25 protein-coding genes are annotated in these 22,007 nt (G+C 65.5%); 9 read left to right on the plus strand and 16 right to left on the minus strand.

Annotation, left to right across the window (positions count from 1 at the left end):
• Nucleotides 1–201 precede the first annotated feature (201 nt).
• Nucleotides 202–1,134 (plus strand): type I pantothenate kinase, encoded by a 933-nt coding sequence (coaA, locus tag NV2_RS04400; protein ID WP_067869712.1) that lies wholly within the window; start codon nt 202–204, stop codon nt 1,132–1,134.
• A gap of 24 nt (nt 1,135–1,158) precedes the next feature.
• On the opposite strand, the gene NV2_RS04405 is transcribed toward coaA, so the two are convergent.
• Nucleotides 1,159–1,956 (minus strand): isoprenyl transferase, encoded by a 798-nt coding sequence (locus tag NV2_RS04405; RefSeq protein ID WP_067869715.1) that lies wholly within the window; start codon nt 1,954–1,956, stop codon nt 1,159–1,161.
• 312 nt (nt 1,957–2,268) lie between these two features.
• Here NV2_RS04405 and trhA point away from each other — a divergent pair, with 312 nt between their 5' ends.
• Nucleotides 2,269–2,892 carry a PAQR family membrane homeostasis protein TrhA gene (gene trhA / locus NV2_RS04410; RefSeq protein ID WP_067870317.1) on the plus strand — a complete coding sequence of 208 codons (624 nt, stop codon included), beginning with the start codon at nt 2,269–2,271 and terminating at the stop codon, nt 2,890–2,892.
• Between the two features lie 103 nt (nt 2,893–2,995).
• A complete protein-coding gene (locus NV2_RS04415) occupies nt 2,996–4,519 on the plus strand; it encodes an adenylate/guanylate cyclase domain-containing protein (protein WP_067869718.1) in 1,524 nt (507 codons plus the stop codon).
• A 19-nt stretch (nt 4,520–4,538) separates the two neighbouring features.
• Here NV2_RS04415 and NV2_RS04420 read toward each other — a convergent pair whose 3' ends face one another.
• Nucleotides 4,539–6,614: a thioredoxin domain-containing protein gene (locus NV2_RS04420; RefSeq protein ID WP_067869721.1), complete on the minus strand. Its 2,076-nt coding sequence runs from the start codon at nt 6,612–6,614 to the stop codon at nt 4,539–4,541.
• Between the two features lie 88 nt (nt 6,615–6,702).
• On the opposite strand from NV2_RS04420, the gene NV2_RS31305 reads away from it, so the two are divergent.
• Nucleotides 6,703–6,867, plus strand: a complete 165-nt coding sequence (locus NV2_RS31305) for a hypothetical protein (RefSeq protein ID WP_157102737.1) — start codon at nt 6,703–6,705, stop codon at nt 6,865–6,867.
• Between the two features lie 7 nt (nt 6,868–6,874).
• Here the strand turns inward: NV2_RS31305 and NV2_RS04425 are convergent, their stop codons facing one another.
• From NV2_RS04425 to mca, 3 genes are all read right to left on the minus strand, one after another.
• A complete protein-coding gene (locus NV2_RS04425) occupies nt 6,875–7,822 on the minus strand; it encodes an alpha/beta hydrolase (protein ID WP_067869724.1) in 948 nt (315 codons plus the stop codon).
• Between the two features lie 101 nt (nt 7,823–7,923).
• Nucleotides 7,924–8,304, minus strand: coding sequence for a hypothetical protein (locus NV2_RS04430; protein ID WP_245662464.1), 381 nt, complete (start codon nt 8,302–8,304; stop codon nt 7,924–7,926).
• Complete coding sequence (mca, locus tag NV2_RS04435; protein WP_067870319.1) at nt 8,304–9,188, minus strand: mycothiol conjugate amidase Mca; 885 nt, start codon at nt 9,186–9,188, stop codon at nt 8,304–8,306. Before mca ends, NV2_RS04430 begins: the two co-directional genes overlap by 1 nt.
• Before the next feature lie 182 nt (nt 9,189–9,370).
• Here mca and NV2_RS04440 point away from each other — a divergent pair, with 182 nt between their 5' ends.
• On the plus strand, nt 9,371–9,862 hold the full coding sequence (locus tag NV2_RS04440) for a DUF4307 domain-containing protein (protein WP_067869728.1): 492 nt from the start codon (nt 9,371–9,373) through the stop codon (nt 9,860–9,862).
• 273 nt (nt 9,863–10,135) lie between these two features.
• A complete protein-coding gene (gene greA / locus NV2_RS04445) occupies nt 10,136–10,630 on the plus strand; it encodes a transcription elongation factor GreA (protein WP_067869731.1) in 495 nt (164 codons plus the stop codon).
• Nucleotides 10,631–10,732: 102 nt separating this feature from the next.
• Here the strand turns inward: greA and NV2_RS04450 are convergent, their stop codons facing one another.
• The 3 genes from NV2_RS04450 to NV2_RS04460 all read right to left on the minus strand — a co-directional run bounded on the left by NV2_RS04450 (nt 10,733) and on the right by NV2_RS04460 (nt 14,708).
• Entirely contained in the window at nt 10,733–11,881 is a 1,149-nt protein-coding gene (locus NV2_RS04450; RefSeq protein ID WP_067870321.1) for a cystathionine gamma-synthase, read from the minus strand.
• Between the two features lie 158 nt (nt 11,882–12,039).
• Complete coding sequence (locus tag NV2_RS04455) at nt 12,040–12,660, minus strand: transglycosylase SLT domain-containing protein (protein WP_067869734.1); 621 nt, start codon at nt 12,658–12,660, stop codon at nt 12,040–12,042.
• 653 nt (nt 12,661–13,313) lie between these two features.
• Complete coding sequence (locus tag NV2_RS04460; RefSeq protein WP_067869737.1) at nt 13,314–14,708, minus strand: cystathionine beta-synthase; 1,395 nt, start codon at nt 14,706–14,708, stop codon at nt 13,314–13,316.
• 161 nt (nt 14,709–14,869) lie between these two features.
• Between NV2_RS04460 and NV2_RS04465 the strand changes: the two genes are divergently transcribed.
• Together NV2_RS04465 and NV2_RS04470 are read left to right on the plus strand one after the other, a co-directional pair.
• Nucleotides 14,870–15,271: a hypothetical protein gene (locus NV2_RS04465; RefSeq protein WP_245662438.1), complete on the plus strand. Its 402-nt coding sequence runs from the start codon at nt 14,870–14,872 to the stop codon at nt 15,269–15,271.
• Between the two features lie 122 nt (nt 15,272–15,393).
• Complete coding sequence (locus NV2_RS04470; RefSeq protein ID WP_067869739.1) at nt 15,394–16,614, plus strand: acetyl-CoA C-acetyltransferase; 1,221 nt, start codon at nt 15,394–15,396, stop codon at nt 16,612–16,614.
• Between the two features lie 289 nt (nt 16,615–16,903).
• Here the strand turns inward: NV2_RS04470 and NV2_RS04480 are convergent, their stop codons facing one another.
• The 3 genes from NV2_RS04480 to NV2_RS04490 form a co-directional block, all read right to left on the minus strand.
• Nucleotides 16,904–17,173: a type II toxin-antitoxin system RelE family toxin gene (locus NV2_RS04480; protein ID WP_067869745.1), complete on the minus strand. Its 270-nt coding sequence runs from the start codon at nt 17,171–17,173 to the stop codon at nt 16,904–16,906.
• Complete coding sequence (locus NV2_RS04485; RefSeq protein ID WP_245662439.1) at nt 17,170–17,454, minus strand: type II toxin-antitoxin system Phd/YefM family antitoxin; 285 nt, start codon at nt 17,452–17,454, stop codon at nt 17,170–17,172. Before NV2_RS04485 ends, NV2_RS04480 begins: the two co-directional genes overlap by 4 nt.
• A gap of 81 nt (nt 17,455–17,535) precedes the next feature.
• Nucleotides 17,536–18,117, minus strand: a complete 582-nt coding sequence (locus NV2_RS04490) for a TetR/AcrR family transcriptional regulator (RefSeq protein WP_067869748.1) — start codon at nt 18,115–18,117, stop codon at nt 17,536–17,538.
• Nucleotides 18,118–18,228: 111 nt separating this feature from the next.
• Between NV2_RS04490 and NV2_RS04495 the strand changes: the two genes are divergently transcribed.
• Complete coding sequence (locus tag NV2_RS04495; RefSeq protein WP_067869751.1) at nt 18,229–18,831, plus strand: NAD(P)H-dependent oxidoreductase; 603 nt, start codon at nt 18,229–18,231, stop codon at nt 18,829–18,831.
• Between the two features lie 60 nt (nt 18,832–18,891).
• Here NV2_RS04495 and NV2_RS04500 read toward each other — a convergent pair whose 3' ends face one another.
• From NV2_RS04500 to NV2_RS04515, 5 genes are all read right to left on the minus strand, one after another.
• The gene (locus tag NV2_RS04500; RefSeq protein WP_067869754.1) at nt 18,892–19,284 is read right to left on the minus strand and encodes a HepT-like ribonuclease domain-containing protein; all 393 of its coding nucleotides are present in this window, start codon (nt 19,282–19,284) and stop codon (nt 18,892–18,894) included.
• A complete protein-coding gene (locus tag NV2_RS04505) occupies nt 19,274–19,570 on the minus strand; it encodes a nucleotidyltransferase family protein (protein WP_067869757.1) in 297 nt (98 codons plus the stop codon). Before NV2_RS04505 ends, NV2_RS04500 begins: the two co-directional genes overlap by 11 nt.
• Before the next feature lie 861 nt (nt 19,571–20,431).
• Nucleotides 20,432–20,959, minus strand: a complete 528-nt coding sequence (locus NV2_RS31310) for a hypothetical protein (RefSeq protein ID WP_157102738.1) — start codon at nt 20,957–20,959, stop codon at nt 20,432–20,434.
• Between the two features lie 4 nt (nt 20,960–20,963).
• A complete protein-coding gene (locus NV2_RS04510) occupies nt 20,964–21,689 on the minus strand; it encodes a hypothetical protein (RefSeq protein WP_067869760.1) in 726 nt (241 codons plus the stop codon).
• Nucleotides 21,686–22,006 carry a type VII secretion target gene (locus NV2_RS04515; protein ID WP_067869763.1) on the minus strand — a complete coding sequence of 107 codons (321 nt, stop codon included), beginning with the start codon at nt 22,004–22,006 and terminating at the stop codon, nt 21,686–21,688. Before NV2_RS04515 ends, NV2_RS04510 begins: the two co-directional genes overlap by 4 nt.
• Nucleotide 22,007: the final 1 nt, after the last annotated feature.

Below are 22,007 nucleotides of genomic sequence, written 5' to 3' on the forward strand. Positions count from 1 at the left end.
ACGATAGCTGCTGCCGCGCACGCGGAGAGAAATGTCACGCAGGGTTACCGGCGAGTAATAACACCCCGTGTTCGGCGCGCCGACCCGTCCGAGGAGAATTCGCCTATGCGAGGACTGTCGAGCGGATCTCACCGCGCCGGGCACGGCATCCGTGAGAATTCATCGGGCATATCGGGCCGACCGGACCGGGAGCGTGAGTAGGTGGGCCGGATGAGCGAACCGAGTCCTTATGTCGAATTCGATCGCAACCAGTGGCGCACCCTGCGGAAGTCGACACCGCTGGCCCTCACCGAGGAAGAGCTGGTCGGCCTGCGTGGTCTCGGCGAGCAGATCGACCTCGACGAGGTCGCCGAGGTGTATCTCCCACTGGCCCGGCTGATCCACCTGCAGGTCGCGGCGCGGCAGCGCCTGTTCGCCGCGACCGCGACCTTCCTCGGGGAGACCCACCCCGACAACCAGGTGCCGTTCGTCATCGGTATCGCCGGCAGTGTGGCCGTCGGGAAATCGACCACGGCCCGAGTACTGCAGGCGCTGCTCGCGCGCTGGGATCACCACCCACGGGTCGATCTGGTCACGACCGACGGATTCCTCTATCCCACCGCGGAACTGACCCGGCGCGGGATCATGCATCGCAAAGGGTTCCCGGAGAGCTACAACCGGCGCAAGCTGTTGCGCTTCGTCACCGAGGTCAAATCCGGTGCCGCGGAGGCCTGTGCGCCGATGTACTCCCACATCGCCTACGACATCCTGCCCGATCAGTTCCACTGTGTGCGCCAGCCCGACATCCTCATCATGGAGGGCCTCAATGTGCTGCAGACCGGGCCGCGGCTGATGGTGTCGGACCTGTTCGACTTCTCGATCTACGTCGACGCCCGGATCGAGAACATCGAGCGCTGGTACGTCGATCGTTTTCTCTCCCTGCGCAAGACGGCCTTCGCCGATCCGCGATCGCATTTCCACCACTACGCCGAGTTCTCCGATACCGAGGCCACCACCGCCGCTCAGGACATCTGGAACGCCACCAACCGCCCGAACCTGGTGGAGAACATCCTGCCCACGCGGCCGCGCGCGACACTGGTGCTGCGCAAGGACTCCGACCACAGCATCAACCGGATCCGGCTGCGCAAGCTGTGATCCGGGCCGCAACGGCGGTGCCGGTCAGACTCCGTAGCGGCGGTGCCGTGCGGCGTAGTCACGCAGGGCGCGTAGGAAGTCCACCCGGCGGAACTCCGGCCAGTACGCCTCGGTGAACCAGATCTCCGAATAGGCGCTCTGCCACAGCAGGAAACCCGACAACCGCTGCTCGCCGGAGGTGCGGATCACCAGATCGGGATCGGGCTGCCCGGAGGTGTACAGATGCTGCCCTATCGCGTTCACGGTGAGTGACTGCACCAGATCCTCACCGGTCTCACCGGCCGCGATCTCCTGGCGCACCAGCGACTGCACCGCGTCGGCGATCTCCTGGCGGCCGCCGTAACCGACCGCGACGTTCACATGAATGCCGCCCGCTCGCCCCTGCGTCCCGTCGGCCGCGGACTGCATGCGGGCCGCGACGTCCTCGGGCAGGCTCTGCAACGACCCCACGATGCGCACCCCCCAGTTGTTCTCCGGGGCAGCCAACTCCTCGACCACATCGGTGATCACCTCGAACAGGGTTTCCAGTTCGTCGGCGGTGCGGTTGAGATTCTCGTTCGACAGCAGGTACACCGTCACCATCTCGATGCCCTCGGCCTGGCACCAGCCGACCAGTTCGGCGATCTTGAGCGCGCCGACCCGATGCCCGTGCGTGACATCGGTGAAGCCGTTCTCCCGCGCCCACCGGCGATTCCCGTCGCAGACGACCGCGACATGACGCGGATGCCGTTTGCCTGCCAGCTGTTTCGACAGCTGCGCCTCGTAGATGCGATACGGCAGGCCGCGTACCTTCCTGCCGAGCACCCGACCAGCAAGCTTCACGGCTGCCAACCTTATCCACCTCTCGCGCGCTGCTCGAGCCATGGCAGCGCCCACCACGAATCAGTACCTCGACTGCGATCGACCATATCTCTCCGGCCCGCGACGCGCGGAGCCTACTGCCGGTACAGTGGCTGACAACCTAACCTACGGAACCGTAGGTTACTCAGGAGGTAACTAGTGCCGGATTCGATGAGCTCGGCAAATGCCGAGGCGGGCGCCGGTGGCCCGGCCGGATCCCACGCCGCCCCGCGCGGGTCGGCCCTCGAGGATCTGGCCCGGGAGGGCTTGCGCACGCTGGCCGTCAAACCGCGGATGCGGGGCTGGATCCACACCTATGCCGTGGGGATCGCCGCCGTCGCCGTCGCGGCACTCGTCGCATTCGCGGCCACGGTCTCCGCCACGGCCGCCTGGTCCACCCTCGTCTACGGGCTCACGGTGTGCGGCCTGTTCGGCGTGAGCGCGGTCTACCACCGGGTGACCTGGAGCACCGACCGTGCCCGCACCCATATGAAGCGCGCCGACCATTCGATGATCTTCCTGTTCATCGCCGGTAGTTACACGCCGTTCGCCCTGCTCGGCCTCGGCGGACGCACCGGACTCGTGCTGCTCGTCGTGGTCTGGTGTGGCGCGATCGCCGGCGTGGCCTTGAAACTGCTGTGGCCGACCGCACCGCGCTGGGTCGGGGTACCGCTGTATCTGCTGCTGGGCTGGGCCATCGTCCCGGTCGCGGCGCCGCTGACCCACAATGTCGGAATCGCCCCCATGGTGCTGCTGCTGATCGGTGGTATCGCCTACAGCGTGGGCGCTGTGCTGTACGCCACCAAATGGCCGAATCCGTGGCCGGAGGTCTTCGGTCACCACGAATTCTTCCATGCGGCAACCGTTCTCGCGGCGATGTGCCATTACGCCGCGATCTGGCTCGTCGTATCGTCGTAAGACAAGATCACCGGTAACTCGCCGCGGCACCACCCGGGGGATCTATGCTCGTTCGTGCTGAACGTCCGAAACCGGTAATTCCGACAGACCACTTCCAGGGGCTATGACCAGTCGACTCGTGCTCTGGGCCCTCCGTGCACGCTGGGGCCTCTCGACAGTGGTGATGGTGTGCAACCTCGGTGGCCTCGGCGTCATCGTCGTCGAACTGTGGTTGAGCGGATTCCTCGGCCGGCTCGGGGACGAATGGGTGCGTGCCGTCGCGCAGACCGCCATCTACCCGATCATCGGCGCCTTCGTCGGCATCCTGCTCGCGGTACGGGACCGGACCTTCTACTTCAACTGGATCGACCAGACGCGCCAGCCCACCCGGCCCGAGGCCGAGCGAATACTGAAACTGCCGGTCGCGATCACCGCCCGCGCGCTGGCGATCTGGATACCCGGTGTGTTCATCGCCACGGCACTGTTCGCACAGGTGGTGCCCACCCGGGCACTGTGGGCCATCGGGGCGATGTTCTTCCTGGGCGGGCTCGAATCGGCAGGATTCACCTTCCTAGTCGTGGACCGCCTCATCCGGCCGACGATCCCCGTGGTCGCGCGGATACTCGGCGGCACCTCGCACTGGAGCTCGACCGTGCTGAACCGGCTGGTGATCTCCTGGGCCGTCGCGGGTGCGATGCCGCTGCTCATGTTGATCACCGTGCTCGGTGATCCGGTGGCCGACGCCTCCGACCGCGTCCGCACCGCGCTATACATGTCGCTGGTCGGACTTCTGGTCGGGGCGCTCACCACCGCCACCCTGGCGCGCTCGGTCGCCGCCCCGCTGCACGCGCTGCGCCGGGCGCTGGACCGGATCGCGCGCGGTGAACTGTCGGCCCGGGTGCCGATCACCAGTGCCAGCGAGATCGGCCGGCTGGAGCTGTCGGTGAACGAACTCGCGGAGAACCTGTCCGAGCGTGAGCGTATGCGCGACGTGTTCGGCCGCCACGTCGGCAACGAGGTCGCCGAACGCGCGCTCGCCCGCGGGGTCGACCTGACCGGCGATGTTCGGGTGGTGACCGCGCTGTTCGTGGATGTGACCGGCTCGGTGGAGATGGCGACCGAACTCGCGCCACGCGAATTCGTCGACCAGCTGAACCGGCTGCTGGCGGTCGTCGTCTCGGCGACCGAGGACAACGGTGGGCTGGTCAACAAATTCGAGGGCGATGCCGCGCTGTGTATTTTCGGCGCGCCGATAGCGCTGGGTGACAATGCGACCCCCGCCCTGCGCGCGGCCCGGCGCATCCGCGACGAGGTAGCGCTCGGCGGCGAGTTCGACATCGGTATCGGGGTGGCGCGCGGCTCGGTGTTCGCCGGCGATGTGGGCAGCGATACCCGCCTGGAATTCACCGTGATCGGCGACGCGGTCAACGAGGCGTCCCGGCTCACCACCGAGGCCAAGGAGGTACCGCGGCGCATCCTGGCCAGCCAGGCGGTGATCGACGCCGCGACCGACTCCGAACGATCCCGCTGGACGCTCTACGAGACGATCCAGCTCCGCGGCCGCAAGGAGGCGACCGCGTGCTGGACCGACCGCAAACCCACCGGCGCGGTGGAGCCCCGGAAAGCGGAACCCGCGGCCGAAGTCTGAGCGTGCCGCGCACGCGGCGTCAGCCGGCAGCCAACCCGGCGCGTACCTGTTCGGGGTCCGAGACCGGAAGGTCGCAGACCGCGCCGCGGCAGATGTAGGCGGCGGGTCCCGCGGCGGACGCGGGCCGGTCGGCGAGTAACGGCGCCGAATCACGCTGTCCCGCAACGATCACGGCTCCACCCGGCGCGTAGGTACGAGCCGTGCCCAGCAACTCGGCGACCGCCCCGGAATCGGTGTCCGTGGCACGGGAGATCGCTACTTGGATCGGCCCGGCCAGCGCCGCCTCGGCCACACTCAACCAGTGACCGCCGGAGCGAGCTGCCCGCGCCAGCACCACCGTGCCCGCGTCGAGGGTCGCGTCGGCCAGGGCGCGGTAGCGCACGGCACGGTCGGGATCGCTCAGCGCGGAGGCCGTGAGCAGGGATTCCGCGAAGGCCGACGCACCGGCCGGGGTCGCACCGTCGAGCGGGTCGCGTGGCCGGGCCACCAATGTCTCGGCATCGGCCGCGGTGTCGAACCAGCTGCCCGGATGCGCGGGATCGTCGAAATGCGTGATCGCGATATCGATCAGCGCCTGTGCCTGTTCCAGCCACGACAGTTCGCCGGTGGCCTGATGCAGGGCGAGCAGGCCCGTGGACAACCACGCGTAATCCTCGAGCACTGCGGGGGCCGTTCCGGCGACCCCACCGAGCGAGGCGCGCACCAGGCGGCCGGCTACCAGGTGCCGATCCAGCAGATAGCGCGCACAGCGGGCAGCGCCCTCCACCCACTCCGAGCGGCCACCCGCCGCACCCGCCTCCGCCAGCGCAGTGATCGCCATCCCGTTCCAGGCCGTCACGACCTTGTCGTCGCGCTCGGGCTGGGGTCGGCGATCGCGCACCTCGCGCAGTCGCCGCCGGATGTCGTCGAATCGTGCCGCATCGCCGGGGTCGTCGCCGGATGCGGCACCGGGGTCGGTGTAGCGGGTCAGGACCGAGGTGCCGTGCTCGAAGGTACCCATGGTGGTGACACCGAAAACCGAAGCGGCCCATTCCCCGTCCGCCGCCCCGAGAGCCTCGACGAGCTGCTGCGGAGTCCACACGTACGTGGCACCTTCCACACCCGGTACGCCGGGTTCGAGGTGGGTGTCGGCGTCGAATGCCGAGGCGAAAGCGCCCTCCGCGGTCAGCAGATCGGTCAGCAGAAAGCTCGCGGTTTCCGTGGTGACGCGCTGCGACAGCCCATCACCGCCGTCGCGGCCGTCCAGCCGGGCCAGATGCGCGTACACGCGCAGCAACTGGGCATTGTCGTAGAGCATCTTCTCGAAGTGCGGCACCACCCAGGCGGCATCGACCGAGTAGCGAGCGAAGCCGCCGCGCAGTTGATCGTAGATACCGCCGCGCGCCATCGCCGCACAGGTCAGCGAAACCACCTGCCGCGCAGCCGGTTCACCGGTGCGCTCGTGATGCCGCAACAGCCCTTCCAGCAGGGCCGACGGCGGAAACTTCGGTGCCCCACCGAATCCCGCATGCTGCGAGTCCACATCGCGCAGCACCGTGGCCACCGCGTGGGCGAGCAGTTCCGGGCTCACGCCGATCTCACTGTCGGGCAGGCTCGCACCTTGTTCGCGCATTGCCTGCGCCACCTGCCCGGCCGCCTGGTCCACCTCGGTCCGCCGATTCACCCAGGTATCGGTGACCGCGGTCAGCAACTGGGTGAACGAGGGCATCCCGCCCCGCGGCGTCTTCGGGTAGTAGGTGCCGCAGTAGAACGGTTCCCCGGCGGGGGTCAGGAAGCAGGTCATCGGCCATCCGCCCTGGCCGGTCATGGCGAGGGTGGCGGACATGTACACGGCGTCGATATCGGGCCGTTCCTCCCGATCCACCTTCACGCAGACGAAGTTCGCGTTCATCACCTCGGCGGTGGCCTGATCCTCGAACGATTCGTGTGCCATCACATGACACCAATGGCACGAGGCGTACCCCACCGACAGCAGAATCGGAACGTCCCGCTCGGCAGCCTCGGCCACCGCCGCCTCGCCCCACTGCTGCCAGTGCACCGGATTGTCCGCATGCTGGCGCAGATAAGGCGAGGTGGCCTCACCCAGTCGATTCATACGTCCCAGCCTGACACACCTGGCCGAGACAGCACATCGCGGCGAAAACGTGATAGTAGGAACCGGGCGAAACGGGTACCTGGAACAGATGAGCGAGACTGCGCGAAGGCGTCCGGCATCGGTTCGGCGGCGGCCCTGGTATCTGGACCTCGAAGAGGCCGCGCGGCGCGGTGCGCACGGTAATGCGGGGATGGGCTACTTCGATTGTGACTGCGATATCTGCCACCGCCGGTTCCGGCCGATGGCGGTCTGAGAATCCGCTAGGCGCCGATTCCGCGGGCCAGGGTCGGCCAAGAATCGTGCAGGTCCTGTTCGAACAGCCCCCAGGTGTGTGATCCCTCCGGCCGGCTCACATACTGCGCCGGAATTCCGAGTTGTCCCAGCCTGCCCGCAAAGGCACTCGTGCACACGTCGGCCAGCGCCTCGACCGGCGGGAACGGCAGGCCGCGGTCGATCTTCCCCGGGATCCCCGAGGCGGCCGACAGGTAGATCGCCTTACCGGCGAGCGCACCCGCCCGCGCGAAGGCGTCGTGCGCGGGCCAGGAGCCGAAGCCCGGCGGGCCCCACATATTGCCCGGATTGCCGCCTCCGCGAATCACCTGAGCACTGATCATGGCGATCCCGGTCGGATCCGACGCCCACGGGCATCCGCTGTAGGAAGCGACCGCGCCGTAGCGCTGCGGAGCCTGGATCGCGAGGTCGACGGCCGATGCACCGCTCATCGACACTCCGGCGATGGCATTGCGTCCGGTGGTGCCCAGTTCCGCGTCGACGACCCCGGGCAGTTCCTGGGTGAGGTAGGTCTGCCAGCGGTTACGTCCCATGGCGGGGTCGTCGGACTGCCAATCGGTGTACATGCTGTAGGCGCCACCGACCGGCATCACCACGTTGACGTTCTTGTCGGCGAAGAACGCTCGCACATCCGTGTCGTCCCACCAGGAGATGTTGTCCACCCCGCCACCGATGCCGGTGAGCAGATAGAGCGTGGGGGCCGGACCGCCGCCGGGCGCGCGAATCACACGGTTGGTGATCACCCGATCCATCGACGGCGAGTACACGTCCATCCGGAGCGCCGCCGGGCCCAGCGGCTGGTTCTGCACCACATGCGCCGCCGGCGCGGCCACTGCCGAGGCCGACGTCACTATCGAGGCGACGCATCCGACAACGACCGCGCAGAGCACCGCGAAGAGATCTTTCGAAGTGGTCACTCTCGACAAGGTACCCAGTCCGGCCCGCAAAATTCGGGAACCGCGTGCACCCGCACTCCTGGTGGCGTGGCGGTTCCGGCGCGGCAAATCTCAGGCCGGTGTCAGGACTTTCCGCCCGCCGGCGGGTGCGCCGCACCGTTCCCGATCCGACCGGTGCCGGTGTCGCCGGTGGACTTCTCGTCGCCGTGAGCTGTGGATTCCGTTCCGGTCTGGGCGTCCTGGTCCGGCGTGCCCTCGCCGGACGCCACTCCGTGTTCGGTGCCGTCGTCGGCTTCCTGATCCGGCTCCGGGTGCTCGCGCGAGAAATCCGCGGGCAATTTCTTGATGTGCTTGTTCATCGACCGGACCAGCAGCACGGTGCCGGCCAGCAGCACCAGCACGATGACCAAGCCGATCGGCGAGGCCTTGCCGAATTCCGGTCCGGTCGGATTGGTGGTGGTGTTCTGGGCCAGTAGCGCGGTGTGCGCGAGCAGAGCAGACATCATCGGGTCACGTCCTGAACTTCGGCGGCCTCGAGTACTCCGGCGAACAGGTCGGTCTCCGGAATCGCGGTGCGTACCCGCGTTTTGGCCAGTTCGAACTCCTCGGTCGGCCACAACCGCTGCTGCATCTCCAGCGGGATGGCGAAGAACATGCCGTTGGGGTCGATCTGGGTGGCGTGTGCGCGCAACGCCTCGTCGCGCTGGGGGAAGTATTTGCCGCAGTCGATCTGGGTGGTCACCCGTGACATCACATCGCCGTGTTCGGCGACGCGGCGGCGGATGTTCTCCATCCAGTCCTGCATCGGGAAGGGTTCACCGGTCCGGCTGTACTCCTCGGCGAAGGTCTCCACCCGCTGCAGGCTGAAGCCGTGGTTGTAGTACAGCTTCAGCGGGGTCCACGGTTCGCCCGCGTCGGGGTAGCGCTGCGGGTCACCGGCCGCCTCGAATGCCGCCATCGAGACCTTGTGGCACATGATGTGGTCGGGATGCGGGTAGCCACCGTTCTCGTCGTAGGTGGTCATCACGTGCGGGCGGAACTCGCGCACCAGCCGGACCAGGGCCTCGGTGGCCTCTTCGAGCTCGACGGTGGCGAAGCTGCCCTCCGGTAGCGGCGGCAGCGGGTCGCCCTCGGGCAACCCGGAGTCGACGAATCCGAGCCAGCGATGCTGCACGCCGAGCGCCTTGGCCGCGGCGGCCATCTCCTCGCGGCGGACGTCCTCGATGCGATCGAGAATCCCCGGCACATCCATGGCCGGGTTGAGAATGGATCCGCGCTCACCGCCGGTCAGGCTGACGACCATGACGTCGTTGCCCTCCGCGGCGTATTTCGCGGTGGTGGCGGCGCCCTTGCTCGACTCGTCGTCGGGGTGGGCGTGGACTGCCATGAGGCGCAGCGGCCGATCGAAGCTGCCGCTCACTTCTCGTTCACCTCGTTGCTCACCGTTTCACCTCATAGTGGTCCGCTGTGCCGGTGGCACGCGGGTGTCCGAACTGCATTACCTATAGTTCCATCCGACGGTCTTTTGTTCCGACCTACCCCCTGATCGAGCCATGGGAGCGACCACACATGAGCGAGGCGGCACCGCAGTCCGACCGGTCCGATTCGGATGGTCGTACTGCCGACGCCGCTACCGGGGCGGCAGCGGCCACCGACCGGGTGTCGAATCGTTACGGCACCAAGCCGACGCGCAGCCGGCGCACGATCGTGATCGTGCTGGGTGTCGGACTGGTCATCGGCGCGATCATCGCCTTCGTTCTGTATCGGCAGTACGGACCCCAGGATATCCAGCCCGATCGGATCGGCTACGACGTGATCGACGATTCGACCATGACGATCCAGTTCAAAGTGACCCGGGAGCACCCGGATCAGCCGGTGGTGTGTGTGGTGCGCGCCATGGACGCCGACACGAACGAGGTCGGCCGGCGCGAAGTCCTGATCCCGGCATCCGACAGCGGTACCGTCGAACTGACCACCACCTTGCGCACCACCGCGCGAGCGGGCAACGGCAGCATTTACGGGTGCAGCGGCAAGGTGCCCGATTATCTAAAGGCCGGCTGATCTCGCCGGAAAATTACGGCTTCTACCAGCATATTTCCGATTCGTGCTAGAATGGCGCGGACACGGTTCCGGACGCTCGGAGCCGTGTTTGCTGCATTGACGGCCAGCGCTGCCGGTTCCCGGGCACACAATGCCCGCGGCACCGTCGGGGTCGAGAAACATCCCCCCGGATCGCTCTAGCCGTCGACTGTTGCTGTGCGCGGGCGCTCGCGCATGCGTGACGGGTATCACGGACCCCGGTACGCCGGGAACAACTACTAGGGAGTGATCGAGATGACTGAGACGCAAGTGACCTGGCTCACACCGGAGTCGCATGAGAGGCTCAAGGGCGAACTCGACGCGCTCATTGCCAATCGTCCGGTCATCGCGGCCGAGATCAACGAACGCCGCGAAGAAGGCGACCTGAAGGAGAACGGCGGCTACCACGCCGCACGCGAGGAGCAGGGCCAGCAGGAGGCCCGCATCCGGCAGCTTCAGGAACTGCTCAACAATGCCAAGGTCGGCGTCGCGCCCACCAAGTCCGGCGTCGCACTGCCGGGTTCGGTGGTCAAGGTCTACTACGACGGCGACGAGACCGACACCGAGACCTTCCTGATCGCCACTCGCGAAGAGGGCCTGCGCGGCACCGACCTGGAGACCTACTCGCCGAGTTCACCGCTCGGCGGCGCGCTCATCGACGCCAAGGTCGGCGAGACCCGCGAATACCGGTTGCCCAACGGCAACATGATGAAGGTAACCCTGGTCAGCGCGGAGCCGTACCACAGCTGATCGGATCCCGGCGGGGTGTGCAGCAGCCCCGCCGAGCGCGAAACCATACGACGAAGGGCCGTACCGATTCCGGTACGGCCCTTCGTCGTATGTCCGATCCTGCTATCCGAGAGCACGCTCGACGTCGGCGAGCAGATCACCGACGTCTTCGATACCGACCGACAGTCGCACCAGATCGGCAGGTACCTCGAGGGCGGAGCCCGCGGTCGAGGCATGGGTCATGGCGCCGGGGTGTTCGATCAGCGATTCCACTCCGCCCAGTGATTCGGCCAGGGTGAAGATCTTGGTCTTCGCGCAGAAGTCGAGCGCCGCCTGCTTACCGCCGGCCAGCCGCACCGAGATCATGCCGCCGAAACGGCGCATCTGCTTGACCGCGACCGGATTGCCGGGATGGTCGACCAGACCCGGGTAGATGACCTTGGAGATCGCCGGATGATCGGCGAAGAAGGCGGCCAGGGTCTCGGCGTTGTCGCAGTGCCGATCCATCCGCAGCGCCAGGGTTTTGATGCCACGCATGGTGAGGAACGCGTCGGTGGGGCCGGGCACCGCGCCGGCGCCGTTCTGCAGGAACGCGAACGCGGCGTCGAGTTCGGGATCGTTCGTGATCACCGCGCCGCCGACCACGTCGGAGTGACCGCCCAGGTATTTGGTGGTCGAATGCAGCACCATATCGGCGCCGAGCAGCAGCGGCTGCTGCAGGTACGGCGACGCGAAGGTGTTGTCCACCACCAGTTTCGCGTTGCCCTCGTGTGCGATATCGGCCAGTGTGGCGATATCACCGATGTTGAGCAGCGGGTTGGTCGGCGTCTCCAGCCACACCAGCTTGGTGTTGGGCCGCAGGGCATTACGCACCGCGTCCGGGTCCGAGACCGGCGCCACGGAGTATTCGATACCCCACTGCGTGAACACCTTGTCGATCAATCGGAACGTGCCGCCGTAGGCATCGTCCGGAATCACCAGATGATCGCCCGGACGAAGGTTCGCGCGCAGCACACAGTCGGTGGCCGCCATACCCGAGGAGAAGGCACGCCCGTAGCGTCCCGATTCCAGCGCGGCCAGATTGGCCTCCAGCGCGGTGCGGGTCGGGTTACCGGTGCGGGCGTACTCGTAGCCGCCTCGCATCCCGCCCACGCCGTCCTGGGCGAAGGTCGAGCTCGCGTAGATCGGAACGTTCACCGCACCGGTCTGCGGGTCGGGATCGAACCCGGCGTGCACGGCTCGCGTGGAGAACCCCAGCTGATCGTCGGTCATGCCGACCAGCCTAGATCCGCGCTGTTCGGCGACCGGAACCGGGAACCCCCGGCGGCGGCCCGATGTGACGCGGGCCATGCGACCCGGCGTGCCATCGGCCGGGCGGCGAGGCGTGACGCGATCCGCACAGCAGGCAGTGACACCGACCGGAGCACGAGTCAGTACGCGGAGTCGACGTTGTCCATCGAGCCGTAGCGGTGGGCGGCGTAGTTGCACGCGGCAACGATGTTGGCAACCGGATCCCAGATGTCCCAGGAGGTGCCGTCGACGTGGTACGCCTCGAAGGTCGGCGGGATGACCTGCAGCAGGCCCTTGGACGGGATGCCGTTCATGGCGTTGATGTCGTAGAGGTTGATCGCCTGCGGGTTGCCCGAGGACTCCCGCAGGACGTTGCGGAGAATGCCGTCGTAGCTGCCGGGGATACCGTTCGCGGACATGATGTCGAGCGCGTTGTGGATCCAGCCGTCGAGGTTGTCCGGATAGACCGGCGGCGGCGGGGGCTGCACCGGTTCGGGTGCGGGCATCGGCGCCGGAATGGCCTCCACCGGGGCGGGGGCAGGCGCGGGCGCGGCGGCGGCAACGGCCTCGACCGGTGCGGCCTCGGCGGGCTGGTTCTTGTCGGCGGTCGCGGCGATCTCGGAGGCCAGCGCCACCGGCTTCACATCGTCGCTCTTGTGGCCACCAGCGGAGGTGATAGCAGCAAAGGCGGCAAAGGCCAGAGTGGCGGACCCGGCGGTGCGTGCGGCCGCCTTGGTTCTACTGCTCGTCGTCTTCGACATTCGATGCGTCCCTACTCGTGATGTTGTCGGCCTCGGTGGCCTGCCGCAGGCAGCACGAATCCAGGGCAGGCCCCTGCGGGACTCACCTCGTGTGCTGCTCGCTTTTCTCGATGACGGAAACCGTGTCGTTCGGTTTCGATGCGACCCGATCTGGCTCGTCGGATCCGGCTGTACAACTCGTTGTCTGACAACCGACGAGGTCACAGGATGGTTGCGGTAGGTTAACGTAAACCCAACGAAAGATGAACAGACGGTGCCGCTACTCGTGATTTACCGGGACGCACCCCGAAGTCGTAGCGCTGACCTGGGGATCTACCTTCAGCAAGAAAGTGCCGTAGATCACAGAAAAATAACGCGTGTCGCACCTCGGGTGGGTGATTTGCCCGTTTTTCCGTCAGTTTCGGCAACTGTTCGGTAACGATCCATAACGAGAGGTAACCACCGGGTGGATAGCGCCGATACCTCTCAATCGGCAATCGACCGGCATGCCGCGGCCGGCCGAGACACCCGCACCTCGCGGCCCGGACGCCTGCCGGACCGTGCTCGAGCACTACGGCCGCACGATGGTCACCCCACCTGCGATCAACACAAAGCCCGCCGATCGCGACGCAGGCGAATCGGCGGGCTCGGGACCGTGTGACGGGCCGGTGGGGTCAGTGGTTGGCGCCCACCGAACCGTTGAGGAAGCCCAGCACATCGTGGCGGGTGATGACGCCGACGGGCTTACCCTCCTCGACCACCATCAGTGCATCGGTGGACTCCAGCGACTTCGTCGCCGCCGAGACCGGCTCGCCCGAGCCGATCAGCGGGAGCGACGGGCTCATATGCTTCGACACCGGGTCGGTCAGCTGGGCGCGCCCCTCGAACACCGCCGACAGCAGATCACGCTCGGAGACACTGCCGGCCACCTCGCCCGCCATCACCGGCGGTTCGGCGCCCACCACGGGCATCTGCGACACACCGTATTCACCTAGGATCTCGATGGCATCGCGCAGCGTTTCCTGCGGATGGGTGTGCACCAGATCCGGCAGTTCGCGCGACTTGCCGCGCAGCACATCGGCGACCGTCGGCTCGGTGGTGCTGCCGTCCAGGCGCGAGCGCAGGAAGCCGTAGGAGCTCATCCAGTTGTCGTTGAAGATCTTCGACAGGTAGCCGCGGCCACCGTCGGGCAGCAGCACCACCACGACCGCGTCCGGATCGCGCTCGGCCACCCGCAGCGCGGCCACCGCGGCCATCCCGCAGGAACCGCCGACCAGCAACCCCTCCTCGCGGGCCAGGCGCCGGGTCATATCGAAGGAATCGGCGTCGGAGACCGCGATGATCTCGTCCGGCACGGCCGGGTCGTAGGCGGAGGGCCAGAAGTCCTCGCCCACCCCCTCGACCAGATACGGACGCCCGGTGCCACCGGAATACACAGACCCCTCGGGATCGGCGCCGATGACCTTCACCTTGCCGCCCGACACTTCCTTCAGATAGCGGCCGGTGCCGGTGATGGTGCCGCCGGTACCGACGCCGGCGACGAAATGGGTGATCGTGCCGTCGGTATCGCTCCAGATCTCCGGACCGGTGGTCTCGTAGTGGCTGGCCGGGCCACCCGGATTCGAGTACTGATCGGGCTTCCAGGCACCCGGGATGTCGCGGGCCAACCGGTCGGAGACGTTGTAGTAGCTGTCGGGATCCTCGGGTGCCACCGCGGTCGGGCAGACCACCACTTCGGCACCGTAGGCGCGCAGCACGTTGCGCTTGTCCTCGCTGACCTTGTCGGGGCAGACGAAGATGCACTTGTAGCCGCGCTGCTGCGCGACCAGTGCCAGGCCGACACCGGTGTTACCGGAGGTCGGCTCGACGATGGTGCCACCGGGCTTCAGCAAACCCTGTTCCTCGGCGGCGTCGATCATCTTGACCGCGATGCGATCCTTCGAGCTACCGCCCGGATTCAGGTATTCGATCTTCGCCGCTACCACCCCGGAGTTCGGGCCCACCACGGAATTCAACCGAACAAGCGGAGTATTACCGATCAGGTCGACAACGTGGTTCGCGATACGCATAGCTACATCGTCGCAGATTGGCCGAGGACGGCTGCGAGTGGTCACGGCGACGTGCGGTCGGCGATGCCGGGCGCGGCGCGGGTGGCTGCACTACTATGCGGTGCGTGAGGATGCCGAAGACAGCCCGCGTTGCCGCCGTCGCGGCCGGGACAGTCGGGGCCGTGACCGCAATCGGGTCCGCCTCGGCCAACGCACAGACCGTCGAATTTCCGCAAACGCCGAGCGTGTTCCAGGGCGGATTGTGCGGTGGAAATATTCGAACCTGGGTCGATACCGATCCGGCCTGGCCCGGCCGGGCGGTCTTCAACGTCCAGGCCCTGGCCATTCAGGGCGTCGGCCCCGGCCAGTATCCGTTCGCACCGCTGTGCAACGTCGACACCACGGTGTCGTGGCGCAACGTGAGCACCGGCGCCGCGGGCGAGTACCGCCTCAACGTGGTCTCCGGCATCTACGGAAGTATCCAGTACGCGGCCTTCCAGAACACCGGGCCCGGACATATCGAGGTGACGGTCAGCACCAACAACCTCAACATCCCTGCCCACGGTGCCTTCGACGTCGGCTGAGTCCCACCGAGAGGACGTCGAAGCGGAGTGAGGAGCGAGGGCACAGTACATTCGGGGTGATCTGTACCGCTGCACCGAAACGGTCCGCCGACCGTTTCGGTCGCCCCGAATAAGGAGTCCTCATGCCAGAGGCCGTCATCGTCTCGTTCGCCCGCTCCCCCATCGGCCGCGCGGGCAAGGGTTCGCTGGTGAGCATGCGTCCGGACGACCTTGCGACCCAGATGGTCCGCGCCGCCCTGGACAAGGTGCCGGCGCTGAACCCCGCCGATATCGACGATCTGATGCTCGGCTCCGGCCAGCCCGCCGGTGAGGCCGGCTTCAACATGGCGAAGGCGGTGGCCACCCAGCTGGGCTACGACTTCCTGCCGGGCGTCACCCTGAACCGGTACTGCTCGTCGTCGCTGCAGACCAGCCGGATGGCCCTGCACGCCATCAAGGCCGGTGAAGGTGACGTGTTCATCTCCGCCGGTGTGGAAACCGTGTCGCGCTTCCCGAAGGGCACCGCCGACGGCTGGCCCGACACCCACAACGGCCTGTTCGCCGACGCCGAGGCCCGCACCGCCAAGCGCACCGAGGCCGGCTCCGAGGTCTGGACCGACCCGCGTGAGGCCCGGAACCTGCCCGACGTCTACATCGCGATGGGCCAGACCGCCGAGAACGTCGCCCAGTACACCGGAATCTCGCGTGAGGATCAGGATCACTGGGGCGTGCGGTCGCAGAACCGTGCCGAGGAAGCCATCAAGTCGGGCTTCTTCGAGCGCGAGATCACCCCGGTGACACTGCCCGACGGCACCGTGGTCTCCACCGACGACGGCCCGCGCGCCGGCACCACCTACGAGAAGATCTCGCAGCTGAAGCCGGTCTTCCGCCCCGACGGCACCATCACCGCCGGTAACGCCTGCCCGCTCAACGACGGCGCGGCCGCCCTGGTGATCATGAGCGACACCAAGGCCAAGGAGCTGGGCCTGACCCCGCTGGCGCGCATCGTGTCCACCGGTGTGTCCGGTCTGTCGCCGGAGATCATGGGCCTGGGCCCGATCGAGGCGGTGCGCAAGGCGCTGAAGATCGCCGGCAAGACCATCGACGACATCGATCTCTACGAGATCAACGAGGCCTTCGCCGTGCAGGTGCTGGGTTCGGCCCGCGAGCTGAACATGGACCTGGACAAGCTGAACGTGTCCGGCGGCGCCATCGCGCTCGGCCACCCGTTCGGCATGACCGGCGCCCGCATCACCGCAACCCTGATCAACAACCTGCAGACCAGGGACAAGCAGTTCGGTCTGGAGACCATGTGCGTGGGCGGCGGCCAGGGCATGGCGATGGTCATCGAGCGCCTCAGCTAGTTACGCGCTTTACTTATCGGCCGGTTCGTCACCTGCACGGTGGCGGACCGGCCGATTTGCGTCGGCATTTCCCGCTGGAAGTCGTAAGTTGGCTCACATGACCGAAGAAGACCCACCGGGATCCGGCCCTGCGGCGAGGGTGAGCGTGTCGCTCAGGGCGGGCACTATTCGCGCGGTCAGAGAGCGCGTCGGCTCACGAGGATTCTCGGCCTACGTCGACGCCGCTGTAGAACGCCAGATCGAGCGAGACCTACTGGCGGAGGAAAACGACCACAGCCGCTGAGCAGAGTCATGTTCGATAGATGTCACGGCGATGGTTGACGTCGACGACGGTGACGACCATTCGCTTGTCATCGATGCGATATAGCAGCCGATAGGTTCCACGGCGTGCCGAGAACCTGTCATCCAGCGGCGGTTGCAGCCGCTTGCCGACACGGTACGGATTATCGAGCAGAGGGCCTGTCATGAACTCGAAGGCCGCAACCGCTACCGATTCACTCAGCTTCCCGGTCAGCATCCGACGAACGGTCGGGGTTGTCTCCAGCGTGTACTGGCTCATGCGCTACGGCGGACCGCAGCACGGCGCTGGGCCATCGCCGTAGCCAATTCATCGGCGGTAACAGTCTCGCCGCGGGCCAGCTCGGCATCCGAGGCAACCAGCCGGCTGACCGTCTCCGGATCGGACAGCACGCTGATCGTCTCCTCGAGCGACTCGAGATCCTCGACCGCGACCAGGACCGCCGCGGGCTCACCATGCACGGTGATAGTGACCCGTTCGTGCTGGTCCCGGACTCGGCCAACCAACTCCGAGAGCGTCGCCTTCACCTCTGCCAGCTTCATAGTCATAAGTATGACCATGTAGCCAACACCGGTCAACCGCCTGTCACGCATACGAGTAGACACTCTCGAATCGCTACCTGGTCAGCGGCTGAGGCGTTCCACGGTCGACACGATCGTCGCGGTGAGTTCCTCGTCCGCCTCGTCCCGGGTCACGGTTCCGATGGCGGCAGCCGCCGACAGCGCTTCGGCCGCACCGAAGATCGCCGTCAATGCGGGAGTCGGAACCGTTCCTTCGGCGACGAACGGTTCGAGAATCTCTCGGCAGCGCTGCGCGTACGCCTCGTCCGAGCGGCGCTTGAAATCGGCGAGCTCCTGCGTCCCCTCGAGTGCGGCGACGACCCCGGTGAGCTCGCGCCCCTGACCGAGGAAACAGTCGACGTATGACGTCGCGATGGCATCGGCACAGGCCGGGAGCGATCTGTCCGCAGCAGCAAGAGCATCGGTCAGGGCCACCGCCTGGCGCGCGTCGTACTCCTCGAACAGTGCGACCAACAGTGCGGACCGCGAAGTAAAATGGCTGTAGACAACAGGTTTCGTCACCTCGGCGATCTCGGCGAGATGCCCCAGCGTCAGCGCGTCCGCACCCTCCCGGCGCACGATCGACCACGCCAACGTCACCAACTGCTCGTAACGGGCCTCTCGCGCCATCCGCACCCGAGCCATCTCGGCCTTCCTCTCACTTCTATATACCGAAAGTAACCTACTAGTGGTAACTTACTCTTGGTAACCTACTTTCAGTACATAGTACTGGCCCGTCGAGAGGACCGATCCGTCATGACCGCCCTTGTCGTTGTCGCCCACCCCGACTCCGAATCCCTCACCCACCACCTCGGCCGGTCGATCTCCACGGCACTCACCGACATCGGAGTGGACACCGGATGGGCCGACCTGCACGCCGAAAAGTTCGACCCACGCTTCACCCTCGCCGACCGCCGCCTGTACCAGGGAAACGGACCGATCCCGGCAGACGTCGCCGCCGAACAGCAACGCCTGAACGACATCGACGACCTGGTCCTCGTCTTCCCCGTCTACTGGTGGTCGATGCCCGCACTCCTCAAAGGCTGGATCGACCGCGTCTTCATCAACGGCTGGGCCTTCGACGACCACGTCACCCCCATCGCCCGCAAACTCGGCCACCTGACCATCCACCTCGTCATGCCCGCCGGCGACGACGCCGACAGCTTCCAGCGCCGCGGATACGACACCGCGATCTCCACCCAAATCGAGACCGGCGTGCTCGGATACTGCGGGGCACGAACAGGATTCACCACCGTGCTACACGAAGCCGAAGCTCTCACCCTTGCGGGTCTCGAGGAGAAGGGGCGGGCTGTGGGGGCGGCGGTGGCGGACGCGGTACGACGGCCGATCGGAGTGTGATTCCTGGGAACTGTCCAGCCACTGGCGGCCTGAAAAGAGTGGTTGATCGAAAGAGCCGATCTATTCGCTGTGGTCGGCTCGTGCGTCCCGGCCCCGGAGCTTCTCGCCGAGCTCCGGGTCGAGGATGTCCAGAAATTCGATTGCTTGTTCAGCCAACACAGGCACGTTGATTGTTGCCGTGTTGTAGACGATGTCCAGGTCTACATCGAAGTACTGATGGATCAGCATGTTGCGCATGCCACGCACCAGCCGCCAGGGAATGTCCGGGCGTTGCGCGCGAGTTTCCTCGGAAATCGAAGACGCTGCTTCGCCGATGAGGGAGAGATGGCGGATAACGGCGTCCTGGCGCAACTCGTCGGCGCCGAAGTGTTCTCGTGACAATCCCTGCAGGTAGGCGGCGACCTTGTCCGCGGAGAGGACGATGTCAGCGAGGAACACCGCGTCACGCCGCATGGAGCACCTTCGCGTCGTCCAGCACGCGATCCCGGACGATCCAATTGAGGCCGTTCTTGGATACGACATCGACCGGGCGCCCGAGGAGCTGCTCGAGTTCGTCACGAAGGCCGAAGAACTCCAACCCCATTTCGCTGCCCGGTTTCAGGACGTACAGCAGGTCAACGTCGCTGTCCGGGCGATCTGTGCCACGGGCCACCGAGCCGAATACCGATAGCTCCACAATGTCGTACTTGTCGCACAGAGCGCGTAGCTGAGGAAGCAGTGCGTCGAAATCTATGGTCATCGCCCCTCCATCCGGTACAACGCCCGACCCGCTACAGCATAGTCGGCGCAGCAACTCCAGTGCGATTGCCGACTCGGCGCCGAGCCGTAGTACCGCAGTACGACCTTCGTCGGCCGCGAACCTCACCGGAACTCGCCGCTGGACCGGCCGCGCGGCCACATGACCATTCACGTCGGCTCTTGCCGGGCCGTTCAACCAGGGCTTAAAGCACAGTTCCACGAGATTCGAACGCGGCCACGAAGTTCGGATGGGCCCGGGCTCGCACTCGGGTGGCATCGTCGATCGGATCGAAACGAATATAGGTTGCCGATCCGCGATAGATCGTGAATGAGAGAACAATTCCGAACGGACACCAGATGGGAAACATCAAGGCAGCCATGGGATGTAGCAGGACGTCCGGAACCGTGTCTCCCAGCACCAGGAAGACAGCCGCAGCAGGCACTATGCCAAATGACGCCAGGAAGTCGCCTAGAAAAGTGATCAACTTGCTCGCTCGGTGACACCTGGTACACAACGGCCATTCCCCTTCGAGAACCACCGATTTACTGGCTCTACGATAGATAGCCCCGGCAGAATATGCATCTTTCGGCCACAAACCGAACATTCTATTACGAAGATATCTGCCGAAGAATATCATGTCATTGCGGGCGGTATCCTGAATCCACTCATCCTCGCTCCGAACGAACCTGAAGTCGGCTTCCGTATTACCATTCACCGATTTCCCGTGCCGCAAGCAAACATCGGGTAGATTTTCATCCAACTGTAGGACGAATGGGTTCCCAAAGTCAAAGTCGGGATCCAATGCAAAATCTTCCCGGAGTTTTGTTCGCAAGAACATGTCACGCGACGGCGAATTTCGCCTCATTCGAGCCATCCGCGATTGCGGCGCTCTTGGAAGTAGAGATCATCTTCATCGGGCTCGTCCGGGATGAATATTTGCTCGCGATTCGGCTTCCTCGTTCCCGGCACAACATTGGCGTTTCTTTGCACTGTCCCCGATCCTGGTGTTGCAGTTTCGGGGCCGGCACCCTGCGATTGCTCCTGCAATGTTGCCGAGTAGGTGCCGTCATCCGCCCTGTTATCGGGGTCTTTTCGCAAACGGTCGAATAGCAGTTCCCCGTCTTCGGCCAGTCGTCGACGTTCGTCGTCCGACATGTCCACAACCCGGTCGACTTGTCCCTCCGGAACCTTGTCGAAGATCTGGGCGAATGTCTCCGAGGTGCCAAAACTACGCAGAGAAGCGCGTCCAGCGAGGACATCGTCGATTTGCCGCCGCACGTCCGGATCCTTCGTTGCGGCGCGAATAATACTCAGCGAGTTCTTCAGATGACGAGATATTCCAACATCGCCGTGCGCAATATCGAATATCGGTCCGGATGGCCGGTCCATCGTGTCAGGCTCCTGGGAAATCGTACGAAGAAGAAGGCAGTGGGGGCAGATTTTCAGGCCTGGTCTGGCTCGACAATGAATTCAAAAGCCCGATGGTCCCATAAATAGTCTTGTAGGCCTTCGAAACCAAATCGACCAGTTTCTGCGCCAACTTTATGATCTGCAGGATGATCGCAGCGGCAGCAGCTTCTTCTGCTGCCGCGACACCTACACCAACTCCCGTCGCTGCAGCGGCCGCCGCAGCCGCTTGCGTAATCCCCAGAATTATCGCCTTATCAGCAAGATCTTGCAGAATGTCCCCGACCAGGCGCCCGAGCTCACGCATTCCGGTACTGATATTGGTGAGTTGGCGGTGAATCTCTTCCAGCGGCCGGACTTGGAAGTCCAGTGTCGCCGACAGGTTTTTGAAATACGCTTCAGACGTGCCTGCAGCGTGACCGTTCCACGTCGCCCCCGCGGTCTGCTGCCAACTGTCGGTGATCGATCGGGAGTATGCGCCATTGAAGCGACCGAGGTTGGCTGCCGCCTCTGCAGCCTTCTGAACACCTTCCCAGTCGCCGGTGACATGTTGGCTGGCCCACCCGAATATGTCGAGGTTCAGAGTCTTCTTGAGTAGCTCCGAGACATAGAAGGCGGGCGAAACGAAATTGCCGCCCGCCAGGTACGACACCATGAACGGCATCGGGTCGCTCGCCTGCGGTTCTTTCAGCGTGCTGTCGGGGCGGGTCATCGCGCGGGCTCCGGGTAGGTCTGATCGAGTTGGCGAGCCTGCTCGTAGTCGGTGGTCCGGTAGAGCTGCGCAGCCTTGCCCAGCTCATCAGCCGAACGGTCCGACAAGGTCTGCAGATGCTTGTAGTTGGCCGTCAGATCCTCCTGGATCTGCTCGACGATTTCCTTGACCTGCACGAAGATGCCGGTCTCGGCGTTCTGCAGTTCGAGCCACTTCGTGACATGTTGAACCGCAGCCCCCGCTTGACCTGCGAGATCGCCCATGGCTCCACCGAACTTATCGAGATCGTCTGGTACCACGGTGAATTCTGCCGGCATG

Origin of the sequence: Nocardia vermiculata NBRC 100427 (assembly GCF_001613265.1) — a bacterium.
Taxonomy (GTDB): domain Bacteria; phylum Actinomycetota; class Actinomycetes; order Mycobacteriales; family Mycobacteriaceae; genus Nocardia; species Nocardia vermiculata.

Coding starts and splice junctions, on each gene's coding strand:
- trhA (WP_067870317.1), top strand. CDS start 2,269: ATGCGGGGCTGGATCCACACCTATGCCGTGGGGATCGCCGCCGTCGCC.
- NV2_RS04415 (WP_067869718.1), top strand. CDS start 2,996: ATGACCAGTCGACTCGTGCTCTGGGCCCTCCGTGCACGCTGGGGCCTC.
- NV2_RS04420 (WP_067869721.1), bottom strand. CDS start 6,614: ATGAATCGACTGGGTGAGGCCACCTCGCCTTATCTGCGCCAGCATGCG.
- NV2_RS31305 (WP_157102737.1), top strand. CDS start 6,703: ATGAGCGAGACTGCGCGAAGGCGTCCGGCATCGGTTCGGCGGCGGCCC.
- NV2_RS04430 (WP_245662464.1), bottom strand. CDS start 8,304: ATGTCTGCTCTGCTCGCGCACACCGCGCTACTGGCCCAGAACACCACC.
- mca (WP_067870319.1), bottom strand. CDS start 9,188: ATGGCAGTCCACGCCCACCCCGACGACGAGTCGAGCAAGGGCGCCGCC.
- NV2_RS04440 (WP_067869728.1), top strand. CDS start 9,371: ATGAGCGAGGCGGCACCGCAGTCCGACCGGTCCGATTCGGATGGTCGT.
- greA (WP_067869731.1), top strand. CDS start 10,136: ATGACTGAGACGCAAGTGACCTGGCTCACACCGGAGTCGCATGAGAGG.
- NV2_RS04450 (WP_067870321.1), bottom strand. CDS start 11,881: ATGACCGACGATCAGCTGGGGTTCTCCACGCGAGCCGTGCACGCCGGG.
- NV2_RS04455 (WP_067869734.1), bottom strand. CDS start 12,660: ATGTCGAAGACGACGAGCAGTAGAACCAAGGCGGCCGCACGCACCGCC.
- NV2_RS04460 (WP_067869737.1), bottom strand. CDS start 14,708: ATGCGTATCGCGAACCACGTTGTCGACCTGATCGGTAATACTCCGCTT.
- NV2_RS04470 (WP_067869739.1), top strand. CDS start 15,394: ATGCCAGAGGCCGTCATCGTCTCGTTCGCCCGCTCCCCCATCGGCCGC.
- NV2_RS04480 (WP_067869745.1), bottom strand. CDS start 17,173: ATGAGCCAGTACACGCTGGAGACAACCCCGACCGTTCGTCGGATGCTG.
- NV2_RS04485 (WP_245662439.1), bottom strand. CDS start 17,454: ATGAAGCTGGCAGAGGTGAAGGCGACGCTCTCGGAGTTGGTTGGCCGA.
- NV2_RS04490 (WP_067869748.1), bottom strand. CDS start 18,117: ATGGCTCGGGTGCGGATGGCGCGAGAGGCCCGTTACGAGCAGTTGGTG.
- NV2_RS04495 (WP_067869751.1), top strand. CDS start 18,229: ATGACCGCCCTTGTCGTTGTCGCCCACCCCGACTCCGAATCCCTCACC.
- NV2_RS04500 (WP_067869754.1), bottom strand. CDS start 19,284: ATGCGGCGTGACGCGGTGTTCCTCGCTGACATCGTCCTCTCCGCGGAC.
- NV2_RS04505 (WP_067869757.1), bottom strand. CDS start 19,570: ATGACCATAGATTTCGACGCACTGCTTCCTCAGCTACGCGCTCTGTGC.
- NV2_RS31310 (WP_157102738.1), bottom strand. CDS start 20,959: ATGGACCGGCCATCCGGACCGATATTCGATATTGCGCACGGCGATGTT.
- NV2_RS04510 (WP_067869760.1), bottom strand. CDS start 21,689: ATGACCCGCCCCGACAGCACGCTGAAAGAACCGCAGGCGAGCGACCCG.
- NV2_RS04515 (WP_067869763.1), bottom strand. CDS start 22,006: ATGCCGGCAGAATTCACCGTGGTACCAGACGATCTCGATAAGTTCGGT.